Genomic DNA, 18,821 nt, shown 5'->3' on the forward strand with positions numbered 1-18,821 from the left:
TTTTTGATGAGCTCGTAAAAAGTAAAATTTCACCGCAGAGATCGCTGAGATAACATAGTGAATAGTTTATAGTTTTTCTCTGCGCACTCTGCGGTGAAAAGGCTTTTTTACTAATTGATCGTTTTTAATTAGCCTATTAAACTTAGGGTGCGCGAATGAAACAAAAGAAAATTCATTTTTCGATCTGGTACTTTATCGTGGCCATGGGGGTATTGATGCTGTTCCAGTATTTCTTCCTGGCACAGCAACAGGCAACCATATCTTATAGTGAATTTAAGGTGTTAGTTCGGGAAGGCCGGGTTGAAGACCTGCTTATTGCCAAAGATTCCATCCGCGGCAAGTTGGGACCGGGGGCGGCAGAAACCCTTGCCAAGATGCGGGCCGGTGAAAAGGACAAGACAGCGGTTGCCCAGTTGGCCAAGGAGAAGACTTTTTATTCTGTGCGTATGGAGGACCCGGATCTCATAAAAGAACTGGAGGCCAATCGTATCAAATTCACCGCCCAGCCGGAAATGACCTGGTTGACCACATTACTTTCGTGGGTTGTGCCGATATTCATATTTGTTGCCATCTGGGGATATTTTCTCAGGCGGATGCGCACCGGCGCAGAAGGCGGTTTTATGGCTATCGGCAAGAGCAAGGCCAAGGTCTATGTTGAGGACGAGACCAAGATCACTTTTGAAGACGTGGCCGGCGTTGACGAGGCGGAGGAGGAGCTGAAAGAAGTTATCGAATTTCTGAGGAATCCCGGTCGGTTTCAGAGTCTGGGAGGGAAGATACCCAAAGGAGTCCTGCTGGTCGGCCCGCCCGGCACCGGTAAGACTCTTCTGGCCAAGGCCGTGGCCGGAGAGGCAAAGGTCCCTTTTCTGAGTCTGAGCGGATCTTCTTTTGTGGAGATGTTTGTGGGTGTAGGAGCGGCGCGCGTCCGTGACCTGTTTGCCCAGGCCGAGGAAAAGGCTCCGTGTATAATCTTTATCGATGAGATCGACGCCCTGGGGAAGGCGCGGGGTATCAGCCCGGTCTCCGGGGTTGATGAACGCGAGCAGACATTGACCCAGCTCCTCTCTGAACTGGATGGGTTCGATACCAAAAAGGGCGTAATAATTATGGCGGCTACAAACCGGCCGGAGATTTTAGATCAGGCCCTACTGCGAGCCGGTCGTTTTGATCGTCATGTTCTTGTGGATCGACCTGATCTCAAAGGACGGGAGGCTATATTAAAGGTCCATGTCCGGAAGGTAAAGATAGCCCCTGATGTGGATGTAAAGGTCATTGCGGCGCGTACCGTGGGAATGGTGGGGGCCGATCTAGCCAATGTAGTTAACGAATCCGCACTGCTGGCGGCCCGGAATAACAAATCTCAGGTTGAAATGGCAGATTTTGAGGAGGCGATTGACCGTGTCCTGGCCGGCCTGGAGAAGAAGAGCAGACTGATTACCAGGAAGGAAAAGGAGATCGTGGCCTACCATGAGGCCGGACATGCCCTCGTGGCTATGTCCCTGCCGCAAGCCGATCCGGTCCACCGTGTTTCTATTATTCCCCGTGGTATCGCCGCCCTTGGTTATACGCTGCAACTCCCCACAGAAGACCGGTACCTGATGACTAAGTCGGAACTGATGGACAAGATTACTGTTCTCCTGGGAGGCCGGGGCTCCGAAGAAATAAACTTTAAAGAGGTTTCTACCGGTGCGCAGAATGATCTCTTAAAGGCCGCGGACATAGCCCGGAGTATGGTTACCGAGTACGGCATGAGCGAGGCGCTCGGGCCGTTAACTTTCGGCCGCGAGAGGAGACCCCTGTTTCTCGATGTTATGCTTCCACAGTCGAAAGAGTACAGTGAGGAAACAGCCCGTCAGATTGACGATGAGGTCAGAAAACTGATCAATTCGTGTTATGAAAGGGCGAAAGAGATACTGACCGGGAAAAAGGAAAAACTGGATATGCTTTCCAAGCTCTTACTGGAGAAAGAGGTTGTAGAGGGAGAAGAGCTTAAGAAGTTGTTCGCCTGAGGCGTACTCCAGCAAATTTTGCTCAGGAACATCGGATTCCATAAAAGATGTGGAATTTTCAGCGAAAAAGGGCTTGACAAAATATGGTGATATTGTCATGATTTCTAACGCTTTTAAATAGTTACCAGCCGTGAGAGGAGTTTCGCCATGTTAGTAAAAGGGTGGATGGCCAGCGAGGTTATAGCCATAGATGAGAACACATCTATGATGAAGGCTACACAGATAATGAAAGAACACAACGTCCGCAGGCTGCCGGTCTTACGCAAGGGGAAGCTGGTCGGGATTATCACTGATCGGGATTTAAAGGACGCCGCTCCTTCCAAGGCTACTTCTCTGGATGTACATGAGTTGTATTATCTCTTGTCTGAAATAAAAGTTAAAGATCTCATGGCCAAAGACCCTATCACCATTAATGGGGATGATACGGTAGAAAAGGCGGCTGTTATCATGCTCGAAAACCGTATTTCCGGCCTTCCGGTAGTGAACAATAAGGGCGACCTTATCGGTGTGGTTACGCTGACCGATGTCCTCAAGGTACTGGTGAGTATTACGGGTATATATCAAGGCGGAATCCAGTTTGCGTTCAGCATTGAAGACCGGGCGGGCTCCATAAAAGAAGTAGCCGATACCATCCGGGCCCATGGGGGACGGATGGTAAGCATACTCACCTCATGGGACTCATGTGAGAAGGAATGCCGCCACGTCTTCATCCGGATTATGGATATGGAAAAGGAGAAACTGGTAAAGCTGAACAAAGAGCTGGAAAAGCGTTTTATCGTCCTTTATACCACAAGGGACGACCTGTCAAACATCCCCCACCGCCAACTTGAAAAGGCCAAATAGCAAACAGTCATGTAGGGTGGGCTCAGCCCACCAAACCTACGCTACGCTGCCAAAGATGGTGGGCAAAGCCCACCCTACGTCTGAAAGCTTAGAATTTTGAACTCTTAGCGAAGTCGTATCATATTTTTAAAGCCCAGGCGATACCTTATTATGTGGCCGGCCAGGTCAAAGACCATGGCCGCGTCTTCAATAATTGCTGAATCACTGGTGGCCACTGCCCCGGGAAAACCGGACAATATCTTTTCAGGCACAGGTATAGCCTGAACCCTCCCCTTCAAACCGTATTCCGACAAAAAGCGCCGGGCCGTGGCCGCCAGTTCTCCGCTCTTGGAGACGGGAGAATCCAGGAGAAAGATAATATCTGCCGGCCGATGCCGTCTGAGCGTATCGCAGATCAGATTTAGGGCCTCCATAGTAAAAGCGCCGGGGACATATCCCCTGCCGGCCCGGGCAATATCCCTGATAAATCCATCATCCGCCAGGATCAGGGGCAGCCCCCTTAAAGCGCTTTCCAGGGTTATGAGAACGTTATGACCATCGATAGCCAGGGAGGCCTGATATAAGGCAGAGATGGGGATTTTTTTGTTTTTCCGCTCAGAGTTTTTCCGGGCAAAGACACCCCGATGGAGAAGGTCTCGTTCAGCCACGGTGAGTTGATATCGGTTGCCTACCAGGGTGAGGGCGGCACGCCGGGGATAATTGCGATTCAAGAGATAGCGAAAATCATGGGCCGCCAGTTTTAGCGCAGCAATGTCTATTAAGGCATGTAGCCTTTTCCCCATTCGATCTCTTTTAACCCGGAGTCCGCGAAATTTCCTACATGCCAAGGAGAACAGGGCAGGTGCCGTATGGCTTCAGTGGAAGACCATGTGTCTTTATATCATCGATACAAACGCCTTCATTCAGTCATTACTTCATCAGGCAGTTCGTCTAGATCTCCAGGTGTTATCGGAAAATGTTGTGCTAACAATGCCCCTGCCTCTTTAATAGCCTCGCAGAGGGCATCGCAGGCGCGACTATCTTTTATCCCCAGAGAAACAATCTTTGCGAATTTATTCAGGGTCTCCTGTTCAATCTTTTCATATATTCCTTTGTCCGCAAGAACCCAGACTTTCCTTTCGAGCAGGGAAAGGAAAAATAAAACCCCTGTATTCTTTTTAGTTTTATAAAGCCCTTTTTCATAGAATGCCCTGACTGTCCGTTGCATCACCGCATGTTCTTTTCGCCGCACCTCTATGAGCGCAGCTTTCATGACAGGGATTTTTTTAACGATATATTTCGCAGGAAAGAAGAATGAAAAACTGAATAATATGTACCACGGAAGAGATGATTGAAAAAACAAAGTAACTAAGATCAGGGCTAGAAAACTTCCGAAGAATATCCCTCCGATTACCTCGGTCTCAAGATACCGGTCACTGCTATCAACCACCATAACAGCGATCTCCCCGATAGTCCGGGATTCTATTTCATGGGTAGTATCCGCTATCCGTTTTTTCTCATCCTCATTAAAAAACCTGTCTGACTTTCTAAGATGTTTCATCACCAATCTCCCGATGCCCCGCCACCTCCAAAATCTCCTCCACCGCCTCCACCAAAACCTCCCCCGCTGCTAAAGCCTCCTCCTCCAAATCCACTGCCTATTCCGCCATAGCCACCACCTGGCCAGGGCACACCTCTTCTAATACGACTTCTTAAGGCAATAATGGCAGGGAAGATTAAAAAAGGAATAAGAGGGAAAAGAATCGAAAAAATATCTCCCTCCGGAGAGCGGCGCTTTTCATCAATCTTAAACTCTCCCCGTGTCGCATCAATCAAGGCGTGGACACCCGCAATAAAACCTTCGTTAAGGTCCCCTCTCTTAAATTTCGGTTTTATGACAAGGTCTATGATCCTTCCTGCTATCAGATCGGTTAACTTGCCTTCGAGACCTCGTCCTACCTCGATCCTCATCTTCCTTTCCTGTTTTGCGACTGTAAGTATTACGCCGTTGTCCTTGCCCTTCTGCCCGATCTTCCATGCCTCTGCAACCTTGATGCTGAAGTCCTCGATCACCTCTCCTTCAAGTGATGGGATTGTTAAAATGACTATCTGGGTTGAGTCTGTTTGTTCGAAGGTTTTCAGTTCATTCTCAAGTTCAGCTTTTACTGAGGGAGAAATCATATTGGCATAATCGTTGACATATCCCTGAAGTTTAGGGATATTAAGCGCATGAACAGTTGATATCGTCTTACTCCAAGAAAGACACAGAAGTAAGAAAATAAAAAGCAGGATATTTAATATTTTTTTATTCGCACTATTCATAGTTCAAACAAAAACAGGCAGGACACAGTATTTTAGCAGTTTTTAATTCCGTCGAAGACAGGATTAACCTCGGAGGTCGATACGACGGAGAATGAGCGAAAATGCTATGCCCTGCCTGTCTATACATAGTTAGAATTTTACCTTAGGAGCCTTCTCTGCCCCTGCCTCAGCCTTGAATGATTCTTTAAGTTTCAGATGCAGCAGCAGGCTATTTGTTACGCTGTTTGGAAATACCCTTATCGAGGTATTGAATGTCTCCACTGCCTTATTATACCGTGTTCGTGCAACATTTATCCTATTCTCTGTGCCTTCAAGCTGATTCTGAAGGTCCTGGAAGTTTTGGTTGGCCTTAAGGTCAGGGTATCTTTCTACTACGACCATAAGCCTTGAAAGCGCGCTACTCATTGCAGACTGTGCCTCCTGAAACTGAGTAAACGTTTTTGGATCATCAAGCATATTCTTTGACATCTGTATAGTGCCGACCTTTGCCCTTGCCTCTGTCACTGCGGTAAGGGTCTCCCTCTCATGTTTTGCATATGTCTTTACAACTTCTACGAGATTCGGGATGAGGTCATTTCTTCTCTGATATGTTGCCTCTACATCGCCCCATGCTGCCTTCATAGCCTCTTCATTTTTCTGCATCGTGTTATACCCGCAACCTGAGACAGTTAACAGCATACATATAAATACAATATACATTATCCGTTTTTTCACTCTTGCCTCCTTGTTCTTCTTTACAATTCTTTACATCAGAGCCTCTTGCAAAACTCCATTTTTTATCATTCCCGCAACGCTTTTGAGCGAGAATCTGGTTTTATTCAAGTAAAAACCATATCCGTCCCCGAATGCCTGTATCCCCGATAGAATCATTCGGGGATGACAGACAATTTTGCAAGAGGCTCATCAGTTCCCTATAATCCGGCGGCGGCAAGTTCTTCCATTAAGTGTTTTTGCTTGTTGTTCAGCTTGCCCGGGATTTTCACCGTAATACGTACATACAAATCCCCCCGTCCCGAACCATCCGGGAGCGGGAGCCCGAACCCCTTAACCCGCAGCCTGGTGTTACTCTGGGTGCCGGCCGGCACACGTACGCTCAAGTTTTTGCCATCCAGGGTCGGGACATCCACCTGTGAACCGAGGACAACGCTGCTGAAGGGTATTTCCCTGTCCAGTACCAGATTGAACCCTTCACGCTTGAATTGCGGATGTTCCAGCGCCTTGATCTTTAAATAAAGATTGCCCGGCGGTCCCCCGTGTAATCCGGGCCCGCCTTTACCCGGGATACGCAACTTTTTCCCGTCTTCTATCCCTGCCGGTATCTTAACGGAGACCCTTTCCGTATGCCCGCCGCGCTGGAAAGAGACGACCTTTTCCGCTCCATTAAATGCTTCTACCAGGCTGACCGGTAGTTCTAAAACGATATCTTCACCCTTCTGCCTTACATCCTGATGAAACCGGAAGTCGCGGCCGGGTTGCGGTCCCCCAAAGTTATAGTAGGATTGACGGGAGCTTCCCTTTTTGCCTTGCGAGAAGGCCTGGCCCAGGATGTCGCCAAAGCTGAACCCAAATTCCTTAAAGATGCCGGAATAATCAAAACCACGAAAGATGTCTTCCTGCGAAAACCGCTGATGGAACTCTGTTGATCCAACAGTGTCGTATTGCCTTCTTTTTTCCGGATCACTCAAGACGGCGTAGGCCTCGCTAATCTGTTTAAACTTTTCCTCGGCGGCCTTATCCCCTTTATTACGGTCAGGGTGGTACGTTAACGCCAGTTTCCGGTAGGCCTTCTTGATCTCCTCAGCGGAGGCGCTTTTAGGAACTCCCAGGATTTTATAATAGTCTTTGGGCATAATGCAGAATACAGAATACAGGAGACACAATACAGAATACAGAATTATTCTGACTTCGAATTCTTTCTGACTTCTGACTCCTCTATTCTGTGGCGGATTTAAGCACTAATATAGTTTTTTAAACGGGCGATGTCAAGCTGACGGCTGATGGCTGATAGTTTCTGCAAAAGGTAGGTAAACGGTAAAGGTTGAACCTGCTCCTGGTGCACTTTCAAACTCTATGGAACCCCCCATCAACTCAACAAATTTTTTACATATGGCAAGACCGAGACCTGATCCCTGTTCCCCGCCTTCTTTCCCGGTTATTTTGGGAAACGGGGTAAATATCTTGTCGTTGTCTTCCGGCTTTATGCCTTGACCGGTGTCGGTTATAGCTATGGCCACCAAGTCCCCCCTTATCCCCCCTTTATCAAAGGGGGGTGAGGGGGGACTTGGGTCTTGTTGCAGCCGGCAACTCACGTTGATTTGTCCGCCCGCCTGGCTAAACTTTATGGCATTATCAAGGAGGTTTCGTAGAATAGTCTGCAGGAACTTTTTGTCTGCAGTGATGCGGTCCGCTTCCGGCGGCACTTCCCGCCGGTAGGAGATACGCTTATTGTAGGCCATATTTTGCAGATCCATCCAGACCGTATCGATCAGGCCGGTTAGAGAGAGGGTCTCCGGGCGGGGCGTAACACCCCCGGTCTCCAGCCTGGCCAGGAACGAGATGTCATCAATCAGGGCCAGAAGTTGCCGCCCATTCCTGTCGATCACGGAGAGGAATTCGCGCTGGTTGCTGTTTAACGGCCCGTAGTATTCGTTGGCCAGCAGCTCAGCAAAACCGAGGATGCCGTTAAGGGGGCTGCGCAGTTCGTGGGAAATCTTTGAGAGAAAGGCAAACTTTTGTTGCTCTACTCTTTGCAACTCATGGCCGGCCCGACGCAGCTCGTCATACAGCGACTTTATGCGCAACATGACCTTGACCCGGGTTACCAAAATCAGGTTGTCAACCGGTTGCACTATGTAATCGTCGGCCCCTAGATCCATGCCTTTTATCTTGGAATCTAAGTCGTCATAAGCGCCTGTGAGAAACGCGATGGGGATATGCCTCATCTCAGGATCGCCCTTGAGTATCCGGCAGGCCTCGAATCCATCCATAGTCGGCATCTGGATATCAAGGAGCACCACATCCGGGTGTTTTTCGCGGGCCAGCCGTACGGCCTCCAGTCCATCCTTGGCGGTAATTATTGCACAGTCAATATTAGCGCGTAATATCTCACTCACCATAAAGCGGACATTGGGATTGTCATCGGCGAGCAGTATGGCGTACATGTAAACTCCTTTCAGAATATAGAATACAGGAGACAGAGGTCAGAAGACAGGAGTCAGGAGACAAAATGTTAAAGTTCCTTTTTATTCTGAATTCTATCTCCTATATTCTATCTCTTAAGCCATTCTTCCACCTTGTTAAGAACTTCGGCCGGTGGAGCAGGTTTGGCTACGCGCCGGAAGCCGCGAGAATCATATTCGGTCTTCTGCCAGACGTTGACAAGGAATTCCTGCAAGTAGCCTTTGTCTTTATCCACTTTCTTCGGCTATCAGCTTTCAACAATCACGAGAACTCAATGATTTTTTTGATTAGAGCGGTCAAATCCAGGGGCTTGGCAAAGAAGGCGTCTGCGCCGCATTTCAGCGCTTTTTTTCTGTGCCCTTCCTCAGCATGGGCTGTAGTAACTATTACTTTGATATGTTTGGTAGATTCATTGGATTTAATCCTGGTACAGACTTCAAACCCATCCATCTTAGGCATCATCAGGTCCAGGATCACAATTTTTGGTTTGACCTCGCCAATTTTATAAATGGCCTCAAATCCGTCGCCGGCGGTATGAACCTGGTATCTATCTCTGGCTACCAGGAAGGCAGCCTCAAGGAGTTTAACGTCATAAGGATTGTCATCAACTACCAGGATATGATTCTTACCGGGATTAACGGCCTCCGGCGGAACTGCATCTTTGCCGGCCAGAAAGTTGATTAACTCCCCTCTTCTTATCTTACGATGGCCGCCCGGGGTTACAAAGGCATTGAGGATGCCTTCATCTATCCATCGGGTGATGGTTGTACGGGTTACCCCGCAAATTTTGCCAGCTTCTGAGGTTGTAAGATATTCTGCTCTATTCATCTGAAGACACCTTTCTCTAGCAGACCATAAGTCTATAGATTTTTGCTTATATACTACTTTTCGGACATTGTTACAATAAGTTAACACAAAGTTTTCTGCAGCTTTAAAAACTCGTTATATAGACTCCTTACGGCCCTGTCCCGTGGGTTCCATTAAAAGCAAAATATATAATTTAGGGCGATATGTATAATAAAAGTTGTATTATTCGTTTTATTCTTAATGTTTTTTTAAGTATGCCGATAAACAAGAAGCGAGAGATGGAGATATATCTCAAAATCATACTCTTCAAGAGGAGGTAAGAAGATGAACCTGTTTAAACGAGAAGAAAGCAAGTCAAAGGATTATGAGAGTGAGTTGCAGGAGGCCCGGGCGGAGGCCAGGCGCTGCGAAAACATCTTGAAGTCTATAGCCGCGCCCATGTTTGTGACCGATAAAGACCTGGTGATCACCTCTATAAATGATGTGGCGCTGAAGGCCATGGGCTACAGCCGGGACGAGGTGGTGGGCAAGATGACCTGCGCCCAGTTTTCCCGGACACCGCTCTGCGGCACGGCCCAGTGCACCATAAAGAACTGCATGCGCACGGGCGAGGTAATCAACGGCGAGACGGTGGCCGAGACCAGGGACGGCAGGAAGGTGCCCATCCAGGCGGCCTGTTCGGCCTTCTTTGACGAACAGGGCAAGCCCTACGGCGGCATGGAGGTCATCCTGGACCGGACCGAGGCAGTCAAGGCCAAGTGGGAGGTAGACAATATCCTCAAATCCGCCGCTGCGCCCATGTTTGTGACCGATAAGGACCTGGTGATCACCTCTATAAATGATGTGGCGCTGAAGGCCATGGGCTACAGCCGGGACGAGGTGGTGGGCAAGATGACCTGCGCCCAGTTTTCCCGGACACCGCTCTGCGGCACGGCCCAGTGCACCATAAAGAACTGCATGCGCACGGGCGAGGTGATCAACGGCGAGACGGTGGCGGAGACCAGGGACGGCAGGAAGGTGCCCATCCAGGCGGCCTGTTCGGCCCTCTTTGACGAACAGGGCAAGCCCTACGGCGGCATGGAGGTCATCATAGACATAACCGAGGTCAAACGTCTCCAGAGAGAGGCCGATGAACAGCGGGAATACCTGGAAAGACAGGTGGCCATGCTGGTAAAAGAATTACATACCCTGAGCCTCGGAGACCTGTCGGTGAACATTGTCGCTGAACGACAGGATGAGATTGCCAGGGTCATAGAAAGTTTAAATAAGGTTATTGAAAGTCTCCGGGAGACCGCCCGGGTAGCGGAAGCTGTTGCCCGGGGAGACTTGACAGTAGAAATCACACTCAAGTCAGAAAAGGATGTCCTTGGAAATGCCTTTAAGAGGATGATTAACGACTTGAGGAATATCGTCGGCAATATAAAAACTGCTTCTGACAATGTGGCCTCCGGCAGTCAGCAAACCAGCAGTACGGCCACGCAACTCTCACAGGGTTCTACCGAACAGGCGTCCAGCATCGAAGAGGTGTCCAGCTCCATGGAGGAGATGAACAGTACGGTAAATCAGAATGCCGACAATGCCAGGCAGACCACCTCCATTGCCGAGAAGGCGGCCGGCAATGCCCTGGAAAGCGGTAAGGCCGTGGCGGAGTCGGTTGGAGCCATGAAGCAGATTGCGGAAAAAATATCCATCATTGAAGAAATCGCCCGTCAGACCAATCTGTTAGCCTTAAATGCGGCTATTGAGGCGGCCCGGGCCGGGGAACATGGGCGGGGGTTTGCCGTCGTGGCGGCCGAGGTACGGAAGCTGGCCGAGCGCAGCCAGACTGCGGCCCAGGAGATTGCCAACCTATCCGGCAGCAGTGTTCAGGTGGCCGAACATGCCGGCGCTCTGGTGGCCGAACTGGTTCCCAATATCCAGAAGACCGCCGAGCTGGTGCAGGAGATAAATGCCTCCAGCACTGAGCAGGCCAGCGGTATTCAGCAGGTGACCCAGTCTATCCAGCAGCTCGACCAGGTGGTGCAGCAGAATGCCAGCGCTGCCGAAGAGATGTCCGCAACCGCTGAGGAACTTACGTCCCAGGCCGAGCGGCTGCGTGAGTCCGTTAATTTTTTCAAGCTGGATGACCAAGGTGGTCAGGGGATGAAACAATTGGGAGGTGGGCGTAGTCCCCGTGCCGACATCCCTAAGGCGCCTGCCCGCAAACCGGCGCGCCCCGGCGCATCTACGAGCGGCAGTGTGCCTAAGCCGCAGATAACAACCGGGGTTGATATAGTCCTGGGTAAGAATGATATAGACGACCGGGAGTTTGAAAGAATTTAAATAGCATCCAACCGAAAACTTTTGATTTCCGGTTGGGGCATTCAGCATGAAGCCGGTCTCCCGTTCACAGTTGACCGTTTACCGGAAGAAAATGTCGGACAACGGTTAACGGTTAACAAACATGCTGATAGCTGAAAGCCAGTATCCGGCATTAGGCCGACCGTAGGCCGAAAACGGTAGTTTCCAGATGAAATGTGTTCATCCGAATTCTTTTGTTCGGTTAAGTTATTTATTTTTTTCCTTAATATTTTTTTTTGCTTACCGATAAATGATTATAAGCTATCAGCCTTCAGCTCTGAGCATGAAGCCGGTCTCCCGTTCACAGTTGACCGTTTACCGGAAGAAAATGTCGGAAAACGGTTAACGGATAACGGATAACAAACATGCTGACGACTGATAATTGAAGGGATTTCCCTCCATTGGATGAGAAGCGGGATCTAATAAAGGAATTGGATGAATGTCAGAGATATCTGACGCAGTTATGTGCCGACGTTGAGCCGGAATTTTTGCAGCTTGGCCGGGGGCTGGAGTCTATTTACCACCAGGCGCAGGACCTTTCGGAACAGGCCAGGGGGGCGGTCTATCTGCACGCTACGGCGCATCTTCGAGAAGAGGGACAGACATCCGCCTCAGGCGGACATCTTCGAAAGGTTACAGACCTGTTTCTGGATGTGAGGGATATTTTTAATACGTCGCTTGACGCCTTGCGTACTACGATTGAGGAATCTGCAAAGGCTGCCAGGCATATTTCCACTATAGGGAAAGAACTGGAAAGCCTGAAGAGCGGGCACAATGCCCTGGAGAGGCTGGCCGTTATAACCAGAATACTGGGTATTTCTACCCGCATTGAGTGCGGCCGTCTTGGAGATATGGGCAGCGGGTTTATTTTTTTATCGGATCAAATAAGTAATTTTTCCGGTGCGCTTTCCAAGTATGCATCTGACTTTGAGACCGAGGTAAAACAGGTATTGGCAAATATTGAGGAGGCAGAGACATCCGTGGCTGCCCGTCTAAAAATTCAACGTAAAGAGTCTGACCGGATTTCACAACAAATTATGGGCGCTTTAGATATTGTAGATATGGCATCCGCACAGATGACCCGGCTTTCCGAACAGATTGATCACTTTTCCGAAAGAGTACTCCGGGAGGTCGGAGAGATTGTATCTGCCTTGCAGTTTCAGGATATAACCAGGCAGCAGGTTGAACACGTACAGGCTGCTCTGGCAGAGCCGGGTAATTCTCTGCATGGAAAAACCCTGAAAAAATGTAGTTCAAAAGAGTTGAGCGCTGTTTATGGGAACTTAGCCGTACAGCTTTCACAACTTCGTAACGTGAGGAGCGAAATTACTGCTGCCGGCCAAAACATAATGACTGCCCTTGAAGGGATCGGCCGGGAAATCGAGGGACATGTGAGGCATGTCGCCGAGGCCATAGGTGAGACGAGCGGGGGCGCGCGCCCCAGCGCATCTACGAAGGGTGATAATGCATTGGCTATGCTTGAGCCCCAGATGGAGGCGCTGGGACAGCAACTGAAAAACAGCTTTTTGCTCAGCGAAATATTGTTTAAGACCATCAGTAATGTGTCAGGCCTGGTAGAGCGGATCGGAAGCAATCAAACCAAAATCAATAAGACACGCCTGGATATGAAGATCCTGGCCCTTAATGCCCAGGTACAGGCGGCGAGGCTTGGAGGGGATGGGCGCGCGCTTTCTGTACTGGCTGAAGATATGCAGCATCTTTCGGATTCTTGGAGCGCGGTGGCCGAAGAGACGGCCTCCCTGCTCCAGAGTGCCGTTAATGTGGCGGCTGACCTGAAAGACAAGTTGGAAGGTGTATTGGAACATTGCCGGAGCCAGACCGCAAAAGGCCAGGAACGGGCCTCTAATGCCGTGCTCCTCTTGCAGACTGCCAGCGACAAGACAGGGAGCGCTGTTGAGGCCATTAACCAGGCCAGTCATTTATTGGGTGAGGATGTTACGGCGCTTGTGAACACTATAAAATTTCCGCAAATTGCCGAGGCCGGCCTGGAGAGGGTTATATCTCACTTAGAACATCTGCAGGATGAAATCGGCAAGAGATTATCGCCGGAGGAGAAACGGCTTATTACCGTGACACCGGTGCTGGATACAACAGCCGAACGCTATACCATGGAGAGTGAACGCAGGATGCACACTCATGCCCTGCAGCAAATTAAGCCGGTCGCAGATGCGCCGGGGCGTACTGATGCCCGTACTGTCGAACTTCTTGAAAAGGATACGCAGATAAAAGCGACAGGTACAGATGACATGGGAGACAATGTGGAGTTGTTTTGAGGGATAGGGCAGGAGACAGAAGACAGAATGTTAGGGTTTCCTTTTATTCTGAATTCTGACTCCTAAATTCTGTCTCCTGAGGCAGGTAAAGGAGGAATCAACATGGCTTGCATGCTTAGCGACGTTGACGGAAAGCCGGTGTTAAAGCTGACGGGTGCGGTCGGTATCGCCGAAGGCGCGGAATTAAAAGAGGCCCTGCTAAGGCTTATTGAATCTACAGAAAATCCTACGGTAGCCATGGATGGAGTCACTGAGGTCGATGTCTGCACATTGCAACTTTTGGTTGCAGCTCAGAAGAGCGCCGCCAAAGCCGGTAAGTCGCTTAATTTGGCGGACATTTCCGAGCCGTTTCAGCAGGCAGCAGAATTGGCGGGGCTAGAAAGTTCAAAGTTTAAAGTTTAAAGTTCGGGGTTAAAAGACCGTGAACGTGGAACTCGGAACCCTGAACTTCTTTGGTTGCGACTATGCCGCGCTGTGGTTCCCCTTAGCAATGTAGGGTGGGCTTTGCCCACCAAGGGAATGATGGTGGGTAAAACCCACCCTACGGGTCTGATACCTCTGTGTTCTCTGTGCTCTCTGTGGCAAAAGTTTTGACAATACTCAGGTAAAAACGGGGGGTATTTTATGGCTAAGACAATTATGACCGCCGATGATTCAGCCAGCGTCCGGCAGATGGTAAGTTTCACCCTTAAACAGGCCGGTTACGAGGTCATCGAAGCGGCAGACGGTAAGGATGCCCTGACCAAGTTGAACGGCGCTCAGATAGACATGCTGATTACCGACCTTAATATGCCCAACCTGGATGGCATCGGCCTGATCAAGGGGGTGCGCGGGATGCCTAACCATAAGTTCATCCCGATCATTATGCTGACTACAGAGTCGCAGGAGGGCAAGAAGGCTGAAGGCAGAACAGCCGGGGCCTCGGGGTGGATTGTCAAGCCGTTTAAGCCGGATCAGCTCCTGGCGGTAGTTAAAAAAGTGCTTAGATAGAAGTCAGAATTCAGGAGTCAGAAGTCGGAATGGAAAGAAAACCGGCAAAGAATTTTCAGGATCTGATCGTCTGGCAAAAGGCGCATCAATTCGTTTTGTCTATTTACCGTTTCAGCGACGGCTTTCTGGGGAGAGAGCTATATGGCCTGACTTCTCAGTTCAGGCGAGCCGCTGTTTCTGTGCCGGCCAATATAGCGGAAGGTTTCAAGAAAAAAACGAAAGCCGATAAAGCCCGATTTATGAATATTTCCCAAGGCTCTATCGAAGAATGCCGGTACTATTTAATCTTAGCAAAAGATTTGGGATATGGGGATAATCCGGAATTAATAAATCAGCTCGAAGAAGTCAGTAAGTTGCTGCAGGGGTACTACTCATCTATTCTAAATTCTGACTCCTGTCTCCTGACTTCTTAACCCGAAAGGAGTTTTATCATGAACCCTGAAGATAAACACGCCCAGACCTACCTGGAAGAAGCCAGGGAACTGCTGGCCGAACTGGAAGAGGCCGTGCTTGAGTTGGAAAACAACATGGCCGACATGGAGCTTGTGAACCGTATTTTTCGGGCCATGCATACAATTAAAGGTTCCGGGGCTATGTTCGGTTTTGATGCCGTTGCCGGGTTTACCCACCACGTGGAGACCGTTATGGATCAGGTGCGAAACGGCGTCATCCCGATTACGAATGACCTCATCGGCCTGATCCTGGCGGCGCGGGACGAGATCTCATCTATGCTGTTCGGTACATCTGAGACGGATTCGGGTGGCCGGGAGGAGATTATCGCCGCATTGCGTTCGCTTTTACCCGGAGAGACGAATGAGGGAGAGGCAGCAGGCCCAAGGACAAAAGAGGCAGATCCTGATTCGGGGGCCGAAGTTCAACCGGTAAGCAGTAGGGGCATGAGAGCTACATATCGTATCCGATTTATCCCCGGGAGCGATACGCTTCGCTATGGGAACGATCCTATCGCCTTACTTAACGAGATGGGCAACCTCGGAGAGCTGCGGGTCACTGCTCTTTCCGACCGCATCCCCTGCCTGGAAGAAATCAATTATGATGAGTGTTATCTCGGATGGGACATGACTCTTATATCTGAGGCCGATATCAACGCTATCCGCGATGTCTTTATCTTTGTGGAAGACAGCAGTGAGGTGGCCATTGAAAAGATAGCAAATGAGACCACGATTGGTGATGCGGTGACTGAGAAGGTTGGTGAGATACTGGTTGCCCGCGGAGATGTCCCTGCCGAAGCGGTGGAAAGGGCCGCGAAGGATCAAAAAAAGATCGGGGAGATACTGGTCGAGGCCGGTACGGTGTCTAAGGAGAAGGTTAATTCAGCCTTGGTCGAGCAGCATATTATCCGGCAGCAGGCGGAAAAACATAGCGCTACCAGCATCCGCGTGGCAGCCGAAAAACTTGACCAGCTCATCAATATAGTGGGTGAGTTGGTCACTACGCAGGCCCAGCTCACCCAGGCGTCCGGGTCTAACGGGAACTCGGAACTGCTGACGGCTGTAGAGAGTGTCGAGCGTCTTACCGGTGAATTGCGCGATTGTGTCCTGGGAGTGCGTATGCTGCCTATTGGTTCTACTTTTGCCAAGTTTAAAAGATTGGTGCGCGATCTTTCCGCGGGACTGGGCAAGGAAGTTGATTTTATCACAGAGGGAGACGAAACGGAACTCGATAAAACGGTTATCGAGAAGATCGGCGATCCCCTGGTTCATCTTATCCGAAATAGTTTAGACCACGGTATTGAGATCCCGGAGAAAAGAGAGACCTCCGGTAAACCTCGTCGCGGCATAATTCGTTTGACAGCGTCTCATGCCGGAGGGGAGGTGGTTATATCGGTTGAGGATGACGGCAAGGGGCTTGATACAGAGGCCATCGTCCGTAAGGCTATGGAAAAAGGCCTGATTGATGACGCAAAGAGCCTCTCTGATTCCCAGATATTTAATCTCATTTTTCAGCCGGGATTTTCTACCGCTGAAGTGGTCACCGATGTCTCCGGCCGCGGGGTAGGCATGGACGTGGTAAGGCGGGAGATAGAGGCCCTGCGCGGTTCGTTTGATATCCAGAGTAAAAAAGGGCGAGGCGCCACGGTTACGGTCAGACTGCCCCTGACCCTGGCCATAATCGACGGCCTCCTGGTGGAGTCAGGCCGGGAGCGGTTTGTGATCCCGCTGCATCATGTGCAGGAGTGTGTGGAATTGACCGGGCGTGATATTAATAATACACACGGACGCCATGTGATGAATGTCCGGGATAGACTTGTTCCTTATGTCCGGTTAAGTGAATTCTTTGTTACGGCGGATAGAGAAGCGCTATCTATAGAACAGGTCATCGTGGTGCAGGCCGAGGATTTCGTTACGGGCCTGGTTGTGGACAGGATTGTGGGTGAGAAACAGGCGGTGATTAAACCTCTGGGCAAGATGTTCAGACAGGCCGACGGCGTATCCGGGGCCACCATACTGGGTGACGGCACGGTGGCCTTAATTTTGGACGTACCCCAGATCACGCGGTGCGCACAGCGTGAGGAGGCGGCATGAGTTCGCCGCAAAGGATAAGAAGCTGAAGGCTCAAAGCTCAAAGCTGAGGGCTGAAAGCTGAATGCTGACAGCTATTATATTACAAGGAGGTAGAAAGATGAAAGTATCAGTCGGACCAAAACTTATCGGGGCGTTTGTTTTTCTTGTAATCGCCCTGGGTGTAGTCAGTTTTACCGGCATCAGGCAGATGGAGGCCATAGACGGGCATCTGATGAACATCTCGGATGTCATAATGAAGCGCGCCATCGTAGCTAAAGAACTACAACTGCATCTTGCCAATGCCGGCTGGGGGGGTTATGGAGTTCCTGACCGCGGAGACCACGGCCGAGAGGGATGAATTGGCCGGCGTAATCAAGAAGGAAATGGCCGAGGTCAGCGAGCATATGGGCGAGTTGGACGGGATTGCTTCTGCCGAGGTCAAGACACATCTGGCAGAATTTCGTAATTCCTTTGGTGCGGTGGAAAAGATTATTAACCAGATATTAACCCAGGGCCGGGGCGGCATAAACAAAGAAGTCCAGATGCTCGATACCCAGCTGGATACGGTTATTGATAAAACCATAGCCGGTACAGAGAAGATCGTGGCCGTGGTGGACAGGGAGGTGGAGGCGGCCAAGCTGGTGTCGGATAAGGATGTGGAATACGGACGGAACCTGCTGATGGCAGTGGCCGGGGCAGCCCTGGTGGTAGCCGTGATTATAAATATCTTTATCATTCTTGGCATAAGGAGCTTCAGGCAGACGGCATTGAGCATAGGGGACGCGGTAGAAAACGTGGCGGCAGGCGCGGAGCAGCTTTCCGCTACGGCCCAGGGGCTTTCCCAGGGCACTACGGAACAGGCCGCTTCTATTGAAGAGATATCTTCATCTATGGAGGAGATGAACGCGTCTATTTCACAGAATGCGGACAGCGCCGGCCAGACTTCGGCTATGGCTACCAAGGCGGCCGGTAACGCCGGGGAAGGCGGCCAGGCGGTGACACAGGCGGTCGGCGCCATGAAGCAGATTGCCGAGAAGACGAGCGTAATCGAAGAAATCTCCAGACAGACCAATCTCCTGGCCCTGAATGCCGCGATTGAGGCGGCCCGGGCCGGTGAACATGGGAAAGGGTTTGCCGTGGTCGCTTCCGAAGTGAGGAAGCTGGCGGAACGGAGCCAGATCGCGGCCCAGGAAATTGCCAACCTTTTAGGCGGCAGCCTCCAGGTGGCCGAACATGCCGGCAAACTGGTGGAAGAATTAGTACCCGCTATCCAGAAGACGTCTGAACTCGTCCAGGAAATAAATGCGGCCAGCCGGGAGCAGGCCAGCGGTATCGGGCAGGTCACCCAGGCCATCCAGCAGCTCGACCAGGTGGTACAGCAGAATGCGGCCGCTTCTGAAGAACTGGCCTCCACCAGTGAAGAGACGTCCTCGCAGGTGATTGAGATGCAGCGTAACGTGGATATGTTTATCGAGCGGCTGGGAGGGCGGAAGAGAGGCGATAAAAAGATGTCGGCGCGAAAAGTGAACGTTGGG

Annotated in this window: 17 protein-coding genes and 1 pseudogene; 10 read left to right on the forward strand and 8 right to left on the reverse strand. The window is 50.4% G+C overall.

From position 1 onward, the window contains the following. The first annotated feature begins 155 nt into the window (after positions 1-155). Entirely contained in the window at positions 156-2,009 is a 1,854-nt protein-coding gene (gene ftsH / locus PHT49_05885) for an ATP-dependent zinc metalloprotease FtsH (GenBank protein MDD5451409.1), read from the forward strand. Between the two features lie 147 nt (positions 2,010-2,156). Continuing rightward, positions 2,157-2,852 (forward strand): CBS and ACT domain-containing protein, encoded by a 696-nt coding sequence (locus PHT49_05890; GenBank protein ID MDD5451410.1) that lies wholly within the window; start codon positions 2,157-2,159, stop codon positions 2,850-2,852. Between the two features lie 104 nt (positions 2,853-2,956). On the opposite strand, the gene PHT49_05895 is transcribed toward PHT49_05890, so the two are convergent. From PHT49_05895 to PHT49_05930, 8 genes are all read right to left on the reverse strand, one after another. Then, entirely contained in the window at positions 2,957-3,634 is a 678-nt protein-coding gene (locus PHT49_05895) for a DUF434 domain-containing protein (protein MDD5451411.1), read from the reverse strand. Between the two features lie 116 nt (positions 3,635-3,750). Further along, complete coding sequence (locus PHT49_05900; GenBank protein ID MDD5451412.1) at positions 3,751-4,284, reverse strand: hypothetical protein; 534 nt, start codon at positions 4,282-4,284, stop codon at positions 3,751-3,753. Between the two features lie 107 nt (positions 4,285-4,391). Next, complete coding sequence (locus PHT49_05905) at positions 4,392-5,153, reverse strand: TPM domain-containing protein (protein ID MDD5451413.1); 762 nt, start codon at positions 5,151-5,153, stop codon at positions 4,392-4,394. A 129-nt stretch (positions 5,154-5,282) separates the two neighbouring features. After that, positions 5,283-5,852: a LemA family protein gene (locus tag PHT49_05910; GenBank protein ID MDD5451414.1), complete on the reverse strand. Its 570-nt coding sequence runs from the start codon at positions 5,850-5,852 to the stop codon at positions 5,283-5,285. Positions 5,853-6,064: 212 nt separating this feature from the next. Beyond that, on the reverse strand, positions 6,065-7,003 hold the full coding sequence (locus PHT49_05915) for a J domain-containing protein (protein MDD5451415.1): 939 nt from the start codon (positions 7,001-7,003) through the stop codon (positions 6,065-6,067). A 132-nt stretch (positions 7,004-7,135) separates the two neighbouring features. After that, the gene (locus tag PHT49_05920) at positions 7,136-8,314 is read right to left on the reverse strand and encodes a hybrid sensor histidine kinase/response regulator (protein MDD5451416.1); all 1,179 of its coding nucleotides are present in this window, start codon (positions 8,312-8,314) and stop codon (positions 7,136-7,138) included. 107 nt (positions 8,315-8,421) lie between these two features. Next, entirely contained in the window at positions 8,422-8,568 is a 147-nt protein-coding gene (locus PHT49_05925; GenBank protein MDD5451417.1) for a hypothetical protein, read from the reverse strand. 26 nt (positions 8,569-8,594) lie between these two features. Continuing rightward, a complete protein-coding gene (locus PHT49_05930) occupies positions 8,595-9,161 on the reverse strand; it encodes a response regulator (GenBank protein ID MDD5451418.1) in 567 nt (188 codons plus the stop codon). Between the two features lie 303 nt (positions 9,162-9,464). Here PHT49_05930 and PHT49_05935 point away from each other — a divergent pair, with 303 nt between their 5' ends. The 8 genes and pseudogenes from PHT49_05935 (at position 9,465) to PHT49_05970 (ending at position 18,746) form a co-directional block, all read left to right on the forward strand. After that, positions 9,465-11,462 carry a methyl-accepting chemotaxis protein gene (locus PHT49_05935; protein MDD5451419.1) on the forward strand — a complete coding sequence of 666 codons (1,998 nt, stop codon included), beginning with the start codon at positions 9,465-9,467 and terminating at the stop codon, positions 11,460-11,462. Between the two features lie 419 nt (positions 11,463-11,881). Further along, positions 11,882-13,774, forward strand: coding sequence for a methyl-accepting chemotaxis protein (locus PHT49_05940; GenBank protein ID MDD5451420.1), 1,893 nt, complete (start codon positions 11,882-11,884; stop codon positions 13,772-13,774). A gap of 102 nt (positions 13,775-13,876) precedes the next feature. Next, the gene (locus PHT49_05945; protein ID MDD5451421.1) at positions 13,877-14,176 is read left to right on the forward strand and encodes an STAS domain-containing protein; all 300 of its coding nucleotides are present in this window, start codon (positions 13,877-13,879) and stop codon (positions 14,174-14,176) included. A gap of 222 nt (positions 14,177-14,398) precedes the next feature. After that, entirely contained in the window at positions 14,399-14,764 is a 366-nt protein-coding gene (locus PHT49_05950; GenBank protein ID MDD5451422.1) for a response regulator, read from the forward strand. Between the two features lie 29 nt (positions 14,765-14,793). After that, positions 14,794-15,177, forward strand: coding sequence for a four helix bundle protein (locus PHT49_05955; protein MDD5451423.1), 384 nt, complete (start codon positions 14,794-14,796; stop codon positions 15,175-15,177). An 18-nt stretch (positions 15,178-15,195) separates the two neighbouring features. Continuing rightward, entirely contained in the window at positions 15,196-17,307 is a 2,112-nt protein-coding gene (locus tag PHT49_05960; protein ID MDD5451424.1) for a chemotaxis protein CheA, read from the forward strand. A 97-nt stretch (positions 17,308-17,404) separates the two neighbouring features. Further along, on the forward strand, positions 17,405-17,644 hold the full coding sequence (locus PHT49_05965; GenBank protein MDD5451425.1) for a hypothetical protein: 240 nt from the start codon (positions 17,405-17,407) through the stop codon (positions 17,642-17,644). Between the two features lie 430 nt (positions 17,645-18,074). Beyond that, positions 18,075-18,746 (forward strand): annotated as a pseudogene (locus PHT49_05970) (methyl-accepting chemotaxis protein). Positions 18,747-18,821 lie beyond the last annotated feature (75 nt).

The sequence above is a fragment of the Desulfovibrionales bacterium genome (assembly GCA_028715605.1).
In the GTDB taxonomy this organism is placed as follows: domain Bacteria; phylum Desulfobacterota; class QYQD01; order QYQD01; family QYQD01; genus QYQD01.

Excerpts from the sequence above, each read along its gene's own strand:
- PHT49_05945 (MDD5451421.1), top strand. The coding sequence starts at position 13,877 with ATGGCTTGCATGCTTAGCGACGTTGACGGAAAGCCGGTGTTAAAGCTG.
- PHT49_05890 (MDD5451410.1), top strand. The coding sequence starts at position 2,157 with ATGTTAGTAAAAGGGTGGATGGCCAGCGAGGTTATAGCCATAGATGAG.
- PHT49_05935 (MDD5451419.1), top strand. The coding sequence starts at position 9,465 with ATGAACCTGTTTAAACGAGAAGAAAGCAAGTCAAAGGATTATGAGAGT.
- PHT49_05965 (MDD5451425.1), top strand. The coding sequence starts at position 17,405 with ATGAAAGTATCAGTCGGACCAAAACTTATCGGGGCGTTTGTTTTTCTT.
- ftsH (MDD5451409.1), top strand. The coding sequence starts at position 156 with ATGAAACAAAAGAAAATTCATTTTTCGATCTGGTACTTTATCGTGGCC.
- PHT49_05950 (MDD5451422.1), top strand. The coding sequence starts at position 14,399 with ATGGCTAAGACAATTATGACCGCCGATGATTCAGCCAGCGTCCGGCAG.
- PHT49_05920 (MDD5451416.1), bottom strand. The coding sequence starts at position 8,314 with ATGTACGCCATACTGCTCGCCGATGACAATCCCAATGTCCGCTTTATG.
- PHT49_05895 (MDD5451411.1), bottom strand. The coding sequence starts at position 3,634 with ATGGGGAAAAGGCTACATGCCTTAATAGACATTGCTGCGCTAAAACTG.
- PHT49_05915 (MDD5451415.1), bottom strand. The coding sequence starts at position 7,003 with ATGCCCAAAGACTATTATAAAATCCTGGGAGTTCCTAAAAGCGCCTCC.
- PHT49_05910 (MDD5451414.1), bottom strand. The coding sequence starts at position 5,852 with ATGTATATTGTATTTATATGTATGCTGTTAACTGTCTCAGGTTGCGGG.
- PHT49_05905 (MDD5451413.1), bottom strand. The coding sequence starts at position 5,153 with ATGAATAGTGCGAATAAAAAAATATTAAATATCCTGCTTTTTATTTTC.
- PHT49_05960 (MDD5451424.1), top strand. The coding sequence starts at position 15,196 with ATGAACCCTGAAGATAAACACGCCCAGACCTACCTGGAAGAAGCCAGG.
- PHT49_05930 (MDD5451418.1), bottom strand. The coding sequence starts at position 9,161 with ATGAATAGAGCAGAATATCTTACAACCTCAGAAGCTGGCAAAATTTGC.
- PHT49_05900 (MDD5451412.1), bottom strand. The coding sequence starts at position 4,284 with ATGGTGGTTGATAGCAGTGACCGGTATCTTGAGACCGAGGTAATCGGA.
- PHT49_05955 (MDD5451423.1), top strand. The coding sequence starts at position 14,794 with ATGGAAAGAAAACCGGCAAAGAATTTTCAGGATCTGATCGTCTGGCAA.